The 12128-nt window shown below is 62.7% G+C and carries 12 protein-coding genes and 1 tRNA gene; 10 read left to right on the plus strand and 3 right to left on the minus strand.

Annotated features, from left to right (window positions below; genetic code table 11):
* The first annotated feature begins 403 nt into the window (after window positions 1–403).
* From F7R90_RS16600 to F7R90_RS16605, 3 genes are all read left to right on the plus strand, one after another.
* Entirely contained in the window at window positions 404–1897 is a 1494-nt protein-coding gene (locus F7R90_RS16600) for an MATE family efflux transporter (protein WP_158058510.1), read from the plus strand.
* Between the two features lie 106 nt (window positions 1898–2003).
* Window positions 2004–2096, plus strand: a complete 93-nt coding sequence (locus F7R90_RS22920) for a hypothetical protein (RefSeq protein WP_449272370.1) — start codon at window positions 2004–2006, stop codon at window positions 2094–2096.
* Window positions 2096–2878, plus strand: a complete 783-nt coding sequence (locus F7R90_RS16605; RefSeq protein ID WP_158058511.1) for a DUF7089 family protein — start codon at window positions 2096–2098, stop codon at window positions 2876–2878. The genes F7R90_RS22920 and F7R90_RS16605 overlap by 1 nt, the downstream gene beginning before the upstream one ends.
* Before the next feature lie 306 nt (window positions 2879–3184).
* On the opposite strand, the gene F7R90_RS16610 is transcribed toward F7R90_RS16605, so the two are convergent.
* Window positions 3185–3430, minus strand: a complete 246-nt coding sequence (locus F7R90_RS16610) for a ferredoxin (RefSeq protein ID WP_158058512.1) — start codon at window positions 3428–3430, stop codon at window positions 3185–3187.
* Window positions 3431–3679: 249 nt separating this feature from the next.
* Here F7R90_RS16610 and F7R90_RS16615 point away from each other — a divergent pair, with 249 nt between their 5' ends.
* The 3 genes from F7R90_RS16615 to F7R90_RS16625 are packed head-to-tail and all read left to right on the plus strand — an operon-like array spanning window position 3680 to window position 6829.
* On the plus strand, window positions 3680–5917 hold the full coding sequence (locus tag F7R90_RS16615; protein WP_158058513.1) for an ATP-dependent DNA helicase: 2238 nt from the start codon (window positions 3680–3682) through the stop codon (window positions 5915–5917).
* Window positions 5914–6429, plus strand: a complete 516-nt coding sequence (gene cgi121 / locus F7R90_RS16620) for a KEOPS complex subunit Cgi121 (RefSeq protein ID WP_158058514.1) — start codon at window positions 5914–5916, stop codon at window positions 6427–6429. The genes F7R90_RS16615 and cgi121 overlap by 4 nt, the downstream gene beginning before the upstream one ends.
* Before the next feature lie 55 nt (window positions 6430–6484).
* Window positions 6485–6829: a DUF5789 family protein gene (locus F7R90_RS16625; protein WP_158058515.1), complete on the plus strand. Its 345-nt coding sequence runs from the start codon at window positions 6485–6487 to the stop codon at window positions 6827–6829.
* Window positions 6830–6977: 148 nt separating this feature from the next.
* Here the strand turns inward: F7R90_RS16625 and F7R90_RS16630 are convergent.
* Window positions 6978–7050, minus strand: a tRNA-Gln gene (locus tag F7R90_RS16630).
* Window positions 7051–7441: 391 nt separating this feature from the next.
* On the opposite strand from F7R90_RS16630, the gene F7R90_RS16635 reads away from it, so the two are divergent.
* From F7R90_RS16635 to F7R90_RS16650, 4 genes are all read left to right on the plus strand, one after another.
* Window positions 7442–8821: an arylsulfotransferase family protein gene (locus F7R90_RS16635; protein WP_225741201.1), complete on the plus strand. Its 1380-nt coding sequence runs from the start codon at window positions 7442–7444 to the stop codon at window positions 8819–8821.
* Between the two features lie 103 nt (window positions 8822–8924).
* Entirely contained in the window at window positions 8925–9557 is a 633-nt protein-coding gene (locus tag F7R90_RS16640) for an IMP cyclohydrolase (RefSeq protein WP_158058517.1), read from the plus strand.
* 24 nt (window positions 9558–9581) lie between these two features.
* Complete coding sequence (locus F7R90_RS16645) at window positions 9582–10241, plus strand: metallophosphoesterase family protein (RefSeq protein ID WP_158058518.1); 660 nt, start codon at window positions 9582–9584, stop codon at window positions 10239–10241.
* A gap of 65 nt (window positions 10242–10306) precedes the next feature.
* Window positions 10307–11125 carry an FkbM family methyltransferase gene (locus tag F7R90_RS16650; RefSeq protein ID WP_158058519.1) on the plus strand — a complete coding sequence of 273 codons (819 nt, stop codon included), beginning with the start codon at window positions 10307–10309 and terminating at the stop codon, window positions 11123–11125.
* Window positions 11126–11170: 45 nt separating this feature from the next.
* Here the strand turns inward: F7R90_RS16650 and mdh are convergent, their stop codons facing one another.
* A complete protein-coding gene (mdh, locus tag F7R90_RS16655) occupies window positions 11171–12085 on the minus strand; it encodes a malate dehydrogenase (protein ID WP_158058520.1) in 915 nt (304 codons plus the stop codon).
* Between the last annotated feature and the right edge of the window lie 43 nt (window positions 12086–12128).

The raw sequence follows: 12128 nt of genomic DNA on the forward strand, positions 1-12128 counted from the left end.
TCGCACGGTCCGCGGAACGTCGTTCCGCGCTATTCGCATGGTTCGAGGGACGGAGTCCCTCGGCACTCAATAAATCTGGACCAAAAAAGCGACACTCGAAATCCGCGCGCAAAGCGCACGGATTTTTTGCGTCTGCTGCGGTGTTGGTACGACTCCCACACCGCACAGCACTGCTCCGCACTGCGCGAGCCACACACCTCCCCAACCGACTCGCTCACGTTCGTTCGCTCATCCCCCGCGCGGACTGGTCGTACCACGAGGGTGTGACCGCGTGCGCCGGGTGTTCGATTCCTAAATTTCCGCGTACCACCGCCGTTCCACCCGAAACACTGCCCTTCGACCTCAGCAACCACTTCGCCATTCCAAAACTGTTTACGCGAGTCGCCGCTACGAATCGAAACGGATGCTCGACGGTGCCAAGGAGCGCGCTCGCCGATTCGTCTTTCTCTTCCCCGCGGCGTTGGCACGTCTCGGCCTCCTCGACCGGGAGAAGGGCGAAGAGGCGTTCGACCTCGCAGTGCCAGTCATGGTCACCGGTGGGATGCGCACCTTGCTTCGCGCGGCGGACTTCCTCATGGTCGGCCGTGCGCTCGGCGACGAGGCAGTCGCCGCGCTCGAACTCGGCTTTCAGTACTTCTTCATCCCGTTCGGCCTCTCACTGGCGCTGACCAGCGGCACAATCAGCGTCGTCTCTCGGTTCGAAGGAGCGGACGAACACGAGAAGGCGAACTTCGCCATCAAGCAGTCGCTCTGGCTCGCGCTGGCCCTCGCGATTCCCATCACCGCCGCCACGTGGGTCTACGCCGTGCCGATGCTCGACGTGTTGACCGACGACCCGCGGACCATCGAACTCGGCGCGCTCTACCTCAAAATCATCATGCTCTCGGTCTCGTTTCGCTTCTGGAGCATGATTGCGGCCCGCGCGCTCGCTGGCGTCGGCGACACGCGCACCCCGATGTACATCCGCCTGCTCACACTGCCGACGAACATCGTGCTGAACGCTCTGCTCATCTTCGGCGTCGGGCCGTTCCCGGAACTCGGCGTCGCGGGCGCGGCGTGGGGAACCGCCATCGCCAACGTTCTCGCGGCAACGCTCTTCACTGGCGCACTGCTCTCTGGTCGTTACTCGGTGCGACTCCCGCTCGGCGGTAAGCAGTGGGACTGGGAGATTGCAGGCGAAATCGTCCGTGTCGGTGCGCCACTCGCGGGCACTCGACTTTCCAGAACGCTCGGCCGCTTCCCGTTTCTCATCGTCCTCACGACGCTCGGCACGCCTGTCGTCGCAGCCTACGCAATCGGTCGCCGAGTCATGCTCCTCGCGCTGATGCCCGCATGGGGCTACTCGACGGCTTCCAGCACACTCGTTGGCCAGTCCATCGGTGCCGGAGACGACGAGGAGGCCGACGCCTACGGCTGGCAGACGCTCCGCATCGCGCTCGTCACACAACTGCTCATCGCTGCCGTACTGTTCGTCGCCGCGCGCCCACTCGCTCTCGCGTTCGGCACCAATCACGTAGACCTCACCGTCGAGTTCGTCCGCGTGTTCGGCCTCGGTGTCGCGGCGTTCAGCGTCTCTCGAACGATGCGAGGCGGCCTCCGGGGCGCTGGTGACACTAGCTGGCCCTTCTACGGCGCGTTCGCTGGCACGTACCTGTTCAAGCTTCCCGTCGCGTTCCTCGCAGTCGCGCCGGGTGTCGCGCTCTTTACCCTCGGCGGCGGGTCGTTTATCTCCGGTAGCTGGCAGTTCGCGCCCGGTCTCGGCTGGGGCCTGCTCGCCGTCTACGTCGCAATTCTGGGCGACATGTACCTCCGAGCAGTCGTGAACGTCGTGCGGTTCTGGACCGGCGAGTGGAAGCGAATCGCCCGTGAGTCCAACGTCGGTGCAGGGGCCGACTGAGACAGCGACCTGAATACAACCCGGAGTAGTGAGACTGCAACCCGAGGTAGTGAGACTGCAACCCGGAGTAGTGAGGTTTTAAACGCTCGCGCCCGAACGACCGGCTATGAGCACGGCAACGAAAATCGTGGTCGGTACAGTCGCCATTACGTCAGTTCTCGCGGTCGTACTGCTGGCGAACTTCTGGCTGCTGGCCTGATGTTCGAACAGCGCTCCCTCTCTGAAGAAGTCGCCACAGTTCGCGAGGAACACGCACCAGACGCACTCGTACTAGATTGCGAGACCGACTTCGAGTCGCTTCCACCGGGACGAGCCGAGGACCTCGGTCTGCTGGTGGATTCTCTCGACCCGCTCTCGTACCCCGACGAGTGGCTTCCCGAGGAGACTCCGGAACTACTCCGGCGGTTCGCCTCGACTGACTTCGTCGTCGGCATGCCCGGCGACGGCAGCGTCGCGTGGACTCGCCAGACGGTTCCACCGACCGTCTTCGTGAAGGCCCGAGTCGAAGGTTCACCCGAAGAGTTCGTCGATTTCCTCGTCGCCCAAGCACTCGTCGAGGTTGGCACGTGCGAACCAGAACACTTCCTCGGTTTCTTCGACGGGGAGTTCCGAGACCTTGCGGCCGCTCTCCCCTACGATTCGGGAAGCGTCTACCAGATAGCCGCGGCGCTCTACGACGCCTATCTCGGACTCCAGACTCGCCAGGTCTTCGGAGGATGGGCAGACACCAATCCACGACTCTTCGCAGCGTGGGAGGACGCAGGCGAGCGCATCGAACCGCGCGTAGACGGTCTCCCCTCGGCGATGGCACGAGACGAGACGGACTTCGCCGACGCCACAGAACTGGCCTGCGCCGCGGTCAAACACGGTCTCGACCTGCCCGCGCCGTTCGCGGCACTCGACACGTCGGCCTACCGAGACCACGGCGCGGCGTACGCTGTCAAGTGGGCCGAGAAGACTTTTGAACACGAGTCGGAGTAGCACACAATAGTTTTGTGGCTTCACGCATAACGTGTATCTGGTGTGTCGAAATGAGTGATATCTGGAACGTTCGTGGTGAGGCGGACGGGTGGGAAGAACAGCTCTACCCCGACACCACGGAGAAAGAAGACACGACGGACGACGTACTGACGACCGAATAACGATACGACGCAGACGAACGCGTCAACAGAACGGCGACGAAGCGCCAATCGACGCGATTCTCTAGATTCTCTCCGACGTAGCCGACTTTCAGACGCTCCATAACGATTCTCAACCCCCTCGTTTCAACTGGAAATCGCTGCCTATTTACGGAATCAACTGCTCGCCGTCGTCGTCGTACACCCGGATAGCGTCCACAGGACAGACACGAGCGGCCATCTTCGCGTCGAATTCGGCGTCCTCGGGGACTTCGCGGACGAACGTGTCCTCGCTCTCTTCCTCGGCGTCGAGCAGGTCGGCTTTCCCCTCGTCGCGGTTCTCTTCGAAGGCGTCCCACTCGGCGGTACACTGGAACATGCCAGTGCAGGTGTCGCGGTCGAACTCGATTCGCATGGTTCGGGGTTGGCGGGGTGTCCCCAAAGCACTGACGGAGACTTCTCTTCCGCGAACCCCTTCGTTTCGGGTCGAACGAGCGCTAACTCGGCGTCTCTCTGCACGACGGGCGTCTGACGGCAGTCCCGAGCACCCAGTCTCGCACTGCGTACCATCGACCCCGACGCCATCACCCGACAGTTTAAACCAGAAGACGCGCCAAAGTCGGGTAATGACCACCTACACTGCTCTCTCTCGGGGGTGGTCGCCGTGAAAGTCGAGGAACTCACGGGCCTCCCCGAGGGCGTCGTGGACCACTTCCACGAGCAAGGAATCGAGGAGTTGTACCCGCCGCAAGCCGAGGCCGTCGAAGCGGGCGTCACAGAGGGCGACAGCGTCGTCGCCAGCGTCCCCACGGCCAGCGGGAAGACGTTCGTCGCGGAACTCGCCATGCTTTCCAGTATCGCCCGTGGCGGGAAAGCACTCTACATCGTCCCCCTGCGGGCACTCGCCAGCGAGAAGAAGGCCGAGTTCGAGGAATTCGAGCAGTACGGCGTCTCCGTCGGCGTCTCGACCGGCAACTACGACAGCGACGGCGACTGGCTCGCCCAGAAGGACATTATCGTCGCCACCAGCGAGAAGGTGGACTCGCTCGTCAGAAACGGCGCGCAGTGGGTTGACGATCTCTCCTGTGTCGTCGCCGACGAAGTTCACCTCGTGGACGACTCTCATCGCGGTCCGACGCTCGAAGTCACGCTCGCCAAACTCCGGAAACTCAACGAAAATCTCCAAACCGTCGCGCTCTCGGCGACGGTCGGCAACGCCGAAGTGATGGCCGAATGGCTCGATGCTACCTTAGTCGATTCGGACTGGCGGCCCATCGACCTCCGAGCGGGCGTCCTCTACGGACAGGCGCTCCACTTCGACGACGGCAGCAAGACCCAGATTTCGCGTGGCAACGAGAAGGCGACGGCCGCACTGGTCGAAGACACCCTGAGCGACGACGGGTCGTCGCTCGTCTTCGTCAACTCCCGGAAGAACGCAGAGGCGGCGGCGCGGCGACTCGCGGACGTGACTCGTGACTACCTCACCGACGAAGAGCGAACCAAACTCCGGGATATCGCGGCGGAAATCCGGGACGCCAGCGACACCCAGACCAGCGACGACCTCGCCGACGCAGTGGCGAAGGGCGCGGCGTTCCACCACGCCGGACTCGCCAGCGAACACCGGGCACTCGTCGAGGACGCCTTCCGCGACAGACTCGTGAAGGTCATCTCGGCCACGCCGACGCTCGCGGCAGGCGTAAACACTCCCTCCCGGCGAGTCATCGTCCGCGACTGGCGACGTTACGACGGCGACGTCGGAGGAATGCAACCGCTCGACGTGCTGGAGGTCCACCAGATGTTCGGCCGCGCTGGCCGACCCGGACTGGACCCCTACGGCGAGGCGGTCCTCATCGCGAATAACCACGACGAGATGGACGAACTGTTCGACCGCTACGTCTGGGCGGACCCCGAAGCCGTCCAGTCGAAACTCGCCGCCGAACCTGCCCTACGAACGCACATCCTCGCTACCGTCGCCTCCGGGTTCGCCGACAGCGAAGACGAACTGCTGTCGTTCCTCGAACGGACGCTGTACGCGACCCAGACCACCGAATCCGGCCGACTGGCCGCGGTCGCAGACAACGTCCTCGAATATCTGGAACGCAACGAGTTCCTTGAACGAGAGGCCGACGGCGGCCTGCGCGCGACAGGTCTGGGCCACCGCGTCTCGCAACTTTACATCGACCCGATGAGCGCCGCCGAAATTATCGACGGCCTACGCGCCGCCGAGGACCGACCGACAGCGATGGGGCTGTTCCACCTCGTCGCGCGCACGCCGGACATGTACGAACTCTATCTGCGGTCGGGCGACCGCGAGGAGTACACAGAACTCGCCTACGAGCGCGAGACGGAGTTCTTGGGGTCGATGCCCTCGGAGTTCGAGGACCACGCCTTCGAGGACTGGCTCTCCGCGCTCAAGACCGCCCGCCTGCTCGAAGACTGGGCCAGCGAACTGGACGAAGACGATATCACCGAACGCTACGGCGTCGGCCCCGGCGACATCCGTGGCAAGGTCGAGACAGCTGAATGGCTCCTCAACGCCGCCGAACGCCTCGCTGGCGAACTCGACTTGGAGTTCGGAGCGGCAATCCGCGAAGCAAAGAAACGCGTCGAGTACGGCGTCGAAGACGAACTGCTCGACCTCGCGGGCGTTCGGAACGTCGGTCGAAAGCGCGCTCGCCGCCTCTTCGCTGCTGGTATCGAATCCCGCGCAGACCTCCGAGAGGCCGACAAGTCGGTCGTCCTCGGAGCGCTCCGTGGTCGGCGCAAGACCACCGAGACGATTCTGGAGAACGTTGGGCGCAAGGACCCCGACCTCGACGGCGTCTCGGCGGACGCAGAGGCCGAAGCGACCGCGACCAGCAGTAGCAACGACGGCCAGCAGAGCCTCGGTGATTTCCAGTGAAAGTTGTCGAAGGCCACGCCGAAATCGAGGACCTCGATAGCTTCCTCGGGAACATCGAGGCAATCGGCGACGAGTACGACTGCGCGATACAGGCGTTCGACGCGGACCTCGTAGTCGGGCGCGAACACCTCGAAACCGCCGCCCAACACGCCGACCGCGCCTTCGACCGCGGCGAGAACGTCGCCCGCGAGCGCGCCGTCGAAATTCTGCTGTACGCCGCCGGTCGCCGCCAAATCAATCGCGCGCTCCGGATGGGCGTCTCGGAAGGCGAGAATCGACTCGTCGTGGTCGTCCACGGAACTGGTGATGAAGACAACCAAGTGCGCGAGGGGGCGGCCGCAGACGCGGTGCGAGAGCTGGTCACGCCAGCGACGACGCTCGGAATCGACCACGCCGACCGCGAGGCAGTCAGGGAGTTCTTCGACGTTGGTGACGCCGAACTCGCCGCCACCGACGTGACGCTCGCTGACCTCGTCTGCGAGCGAGTCGCGCTGCTCGAAGTCGAAAAGTAGTCGCCCTGAATTGTAGGCCACCACGGTTACGTGGTTCATCGTTGCAGGATTGCGCATGAGTGACGACCCCGACCCGGAGCGTGAACAGCGGAGCGCACGCGAACGTCAGCACGAACGAGCCGAAATTACCGAGGACTTGCTCGGTGAGGCCGGAGCGATGCTCGGCGAACACAAGTACCCGGCGACCAGCGAAGAACTCGCCGCGGAGTACGGCGACCAGCGACTCGACCTGCCGAACGAGACGGAGACGTTGGGGAGCGTCTTCGACCGCCTCGTGGACGAGCGATTCGAGTCAGCCGAGGAGGCACGAGAGGCTGTCTACGGTGAGATTACTGGTGAGGCCGCTGGCGAGGAGGAATACAACGACCAGCGGGAGTTGGACGAGTTAGACGAGACCTGATTGCCTCGAAACTCTCCTCGCTAGACCGCAGTTTCGAATCGACCGCCGTCCCGTTTCGTGACTGCTATCTATCCCGAAAATAGCCCTTTTCCAATCGAAACGAAGGGGTACACAGGGGAACCGCTCACGATCAACGAGAGACGAAGAATAGTTCCACCAGGATTCGAACCTGGGTCGTTGCCCCCAGAAGGCAACAGGATTGGCCACTACCCCATGGAACTTCGCATAGTCTGGTACACTCTGGGGGTTTGTAAGCATTGCGTGTTGAATCGGTCGTGGTACTGTCCGACAGTCGAATCTCTCCGAGTCGGACTGCACTGGCAGTCTTACATCGACATCGACCGGTCCAAACAGTCAACCACGACTGATTTTCCGTTGCTGTATAGCTATCACTTCGCTAAGAGAACTGTTTCACGAAGTTTATCGGTCTGCTAACTCTGTTTCATCGGTCGGTTCTCGTGAAACACATCTATGTGTTAATGAGAAAATCCTTTGTAGAATAATACCAGGATGGTTAGCGATAGCGGCGATTCGAGAAGAAACAAGCTCGCGAGTTCGGTACGAAAGCACGCGCCCTCACGTCGAACACTCCGCGTTCTCATGGTCGTGGTCATGCTCGGCCTCATGGTCCCCATCGGGAGTGCCTACATGCAGAGCGGCGACAAGTGGACCGAATCGCGGATGGAGAACCGTTCGGTCGAACCCACCAACAGCGGGATAACCGTCGTCACGACCGACGCGTACGGTGGCGGCCAAATCGCGGCGTACGATTCCAACGGCGACACGATATACTACAACAACACGTACGAGTACTACCACGATGTGGACCCGAGCGACGAGGGGAAAACGACCGTCTTCTACGTCGCAACGAAAGAAGTGTCGAAAGAAGAGTGCCACTCGGAAGTGAAATGCCGCATCAGCGTGGCCGAGCGGCTCAATCTTACGACCGGTGAAGTGACTCGCCTCTGGTCGGACACTCGACCGAAGCGCGGTTCGAGCGCGATTCACGACATCGACTACGTCGGCGACGGCAAGATTCTCGTCGCGGAAATCGGCTACCCCGACGGCGTCACGCTCTACAATACGACGACCGGCGACATCGAGTGGAAGTGGCGCGCAGAGCAGGACTACAAACTTTCGAGCGGCGGCAAGTATCCGGGCGACTGGACACACATCAACGACGTCGAACTGCTCGACGACGGCCGCATCATGATCAGCGTCCGAAACCAAGACCAAGTCGCGTTCGTCAAACCTGGTGAAGGCGTGCTGGACAACCAGACGCTTGGCGAAGACGACAACCACGATATTCTCTTCGAAGCGCACAACCCCGACTACATCAACGAGTCGAACGGCGGCCCGTCGGTTCTCGTCGCCGACAGTGAGAACAATCGGGTCATCGAGTACCAGAAGAAAGGAAGCGAGTGGAAACAGTCCTGGGTCTGGCGAGACGCGAAGATGCAGTGGCCCCGCGACGCCGACCGCCTCCCGAACGGCAACACGCTCATCACCGACACGAACAGTGACCGCGTCCTCGAAGTCAACGAGAAAGGCAAAATCGTCTGGTCGATGAAGTTCCCCGGCCCGTACGAAGCAGAGCGTCTGGGTACCGGTGACGAGAGTACGGGCGGGAAGAGCGCGGCCGCGCTCGGATTGTCGTCGCGTAACTTCGGTAGCGGAACCGCCGCCGAGTCGGCCGAAGCCGACTACTCGCTCGCAGAGACCCTCGTCTACGGGTTCCTCGACTTGCTTCCGACGCAGGCACTGCACGCACTGCTGTACGTGTTCCCGGCGTGGGTCGGCCCGCTGAGCGCCATCGCTATCCTCGGCATGGCGGGTCTCTTGCTGTTCTGGCTGCTCCTCGAACTCCGCTGGAGCAAGTACACGCTCTCGTTCGCGAAACCGGTGCGACTCGGCACGCACGACGCGTCCAGTGGGCCGACAGCGTCGAACACGATGGACAGCACACTGAGCGGGGAGTCGGACGACGACTGAACGCGATTCACGTTTTCCGCTCGTCTCTTCGTCCACTCCTCGATATCTGCTCGACCATGCCTAAATCAACACCTACTTGCCGGTGAACTACGCACGTTCGTGTATGTACGTCGGACGCTTCGTCGTCGTCGGTCCCGAAGTCGCGGCCTACCGCGTCTCCTCGCGGTCGTTCCCGAACCGAAAGATAATCGAGCGCGACGGTGCCCTGACCGTCGGGCCGACTGAAGACGCTCCGGAGACGGACAACCCCTACATCTCGTACAACTGCGCGCGTCGGGTCGAACGCGACTCGACCGAACGCGCTCGCGATGGTCAACCGCGAGCGGACGCCGCTGTCGTCGGCAACGGGTCGCACGTAGACCCCATCACCGAGAAACTGCAACTAGGCTACCCCGCGCGTGACGCGCTCGCAGAGAGTCTGCTCGCACTCGACTACGAGAAGGACGACTACGACACGCCCCGGATTGCGGGCGTGGTCGGTAGCGAGGAGAACGGCGGCGCCTACGTCGGCACTGTCCGCAAAGACGCCTTGCTCGTCCGCGAAGTCACCGAACCGACGCTCGTGGCGACCTACGAGAAAGACGCGCCGGAGCCGTTCGACTTCGCTGCCGAAACCGCTTCCGTCGCCGCGACCGCGGCGTACGACCTCGACTTCGAACACGCAGTCTGTGCCGCGGGCGTCGCTCGAACCGACGACGGCTTCGAGTTCGCCGTCGAGAACGGCGACGGAAACTAAGGCCTGGGCGTCCTATCACCCGGCATGAAAGTCGGGGTCCTCTCGGACGTTCACTCGAACAGGGTCGCACTCGACGCAGTGTTGGCCGACATGCCGGACGTGGACGCGCTGGTCTGTGCGGGCGACGTGGTCGGCTACAACCCGTGGCCCGGCGACTGTATCGATACGCTTCGCGAGCGCGAGATTCCGACAGTGATGGGCAACCACGACCGAGCGGTCGCCAGCGACTCTGGATTCCGGTTCAACGACATGGCGGCCGCGGGGGTCGAACACGCCAAGCAGCGACTCTCCGAGAGTCAACTCGCGTGGCTCGAATCCCTACCGACGACCCGTCGGGAGTTCGGCGACCGCGTCTACGTGGTCCACGGTCACCCCAACGACCCGGACCACTACACCCGGCCCGAGGAGTTCTCGCCGGACCTGCTCGGCGACGAGGACGTGCTGATTATGGGTCACACGCACATCCAACATCACGAAGTGTACGACGAGGGAATCGTGATGAACCCCGGTAGTGTTGGCCAACCACGTGATAGAAACCCCGAGGCCGCCTACGCCGTGCTGGACTTGGACGACCTGTCTGTGGAGGAACAGCGAGTGAGCTACGACGTCGAGGACGTCCAGCGAGCAGTCGAGGACGCTGGGCTCCCGGAACAGATCGGGAGACGTCTCTCTGCTGGTCGGTGAAGAGTGTCTCGGTGCTCTCTACAGCCACGAAAACCCGTTAATACGACTGCAGAGCCAGTTTCTGTATGGCGAACCAGGTATCGAGAGCGTCGATTCCCGCGCCCGTCGGGCAGGCGATGCTGAACGCGGGCGAGTACGAACTCTACGCGGCACTCTCTGCGACGAGCCGACAGATTGCGGTGCCCGCCGGACCCGAGTTCGAACTGACGGTTCTCCGCGACAGTTGGCTCTCTCAGGTCGCCGACGACACCGGTTTCTACGAACCGCTGACGACCGCCACGCTACTGGACGAACTCGGCCCAAGTTCGACGTTCCTCGACGTTGGCGCAGGACAGGGCTACTTCTCCTTCCTCGCAACCCACGTAACAGACGCGAGCGACGTTCACGCCTTCGACCCGCACCCGGTTCGAAGCAAAGTGTTCGAGCGTAACGACGCGGACCTCACGGACAGTCGAGTGAACTTCCACCCAACGTGGGTCGGCGAGGACACGAGTGACGACCCACCGGACGACCACACGACCAACGTGCAGTCGCTCGAAAAATACCCGAAAGCGACGACCGACCAGACGACGTTGGACCGCTACTGCGTCGAACGGAACGTGTCTCCGTCGCTGGTCAAAATCGACGTGGAGGGTGGCGAGTCGTCTGTTCTTCGGGGACTGTCGAGCGTCCTCGAACGCGACGCACCGGCGCTCCTCGTGGAACTCCATCCGGGCGAACTTCGGGACCGCTTCGACACCGACCCATGGAGTCTGGTCGAGCGACTGGAGGCATTCGGGTACGACGTTCGTTACACCAACGACTACAACGACCCGGTCGCCGAGTGGTGCGAGGACCCACCCGAGAAGTTACGCTGGACTTCGATGCTGTACTGTACCATCTGAAAAACGCGAGGAACCGCAAGAGTCCGTAAAAGCCGCAGAATCGGTCTATTCTATCTTCTCGTACTGCTCGGAGAGCTTGTCGGAGGCCTCGCCGAGCTGTTCGCGCTCGAACTCGGTGAGGTCCCACTCGACGACCTCTTCGACGCCGTTGGAACCGAGCTTGATCGGGACGCCGAGCGCAACGTCGTCGTGGCCGTACTCGCCGTCGAGTTTGACCGACCCGGGCAGCACTTCGCCCGTGTCGCGGACGATGGCTTCGACCATGTGGCCGACGCCCGTCGCCGGACCCCACTGAGTCGCGCCCTTCTTCTCGATGACGTTCATCGCGCTCGTCTTGAGTTCGTCCAGAATCTCGGTCTTCTCGTCGTCGCTGAACTCGGGGTCCTTGCCGTTGACTCGGACCTTCGAGAACACGGGCACCTGTGCGTCGCCGTGTTCGCCGAGAATCGTCGCTTCGACGTTCTGGACCGGCTCGTCGAATCGCTGGCTCAGGACGTAGCGGAACCGCGCGGAGTCCAGACGGCCGCCGAAGCCGACGACCTTCTCGCGCGCTCGGTCGCCCGTCTCGTAGAGGTGGCGGTTGAGCAGGTCCACCGGGTTCGACGTGGTGACGGTCACGAAGTCGTCGTTGTACTCCGCGATGGAGGAGCCGATGTCCTCCATGATGGGCGCGTTGTCGCCCGCGAGGTCGATGCGGGTCTGGCCAGGCTGGCGCGGAATGCCCGCCGTGATGACGACGACGTCCGAACCCTCGGTAGCGGAGTAGTCGCCCTGTCGGACGACAGTGTTCGCGTCGTACGCCGCCCCGTGGTTCACGTCTGCGGCCTGTCCGATGGTGTCGTCTTCCTTGTCCGGAATGTCTACGAGTACCAACTCGTCCGCGATGTCCCGAAGCGCGATGTTGTACGCCGCCGCGGCCCCGACGGTGCCTGCCGCGCCGACCACGCTGATTTTCGTCATACCACGTAAATCACCGCCCGCAACACCGTTAAATGCTCCGGAA

Origin of the sequence: Halorussus halophilus, from assembly GCF_008831545.1 — an archaeon.
Lineage (GTDB): Archaea > Halobacteriota > Halobacteria > Halobacteriales > Haladaptataceae > Halorussus > Halorussus halophilus.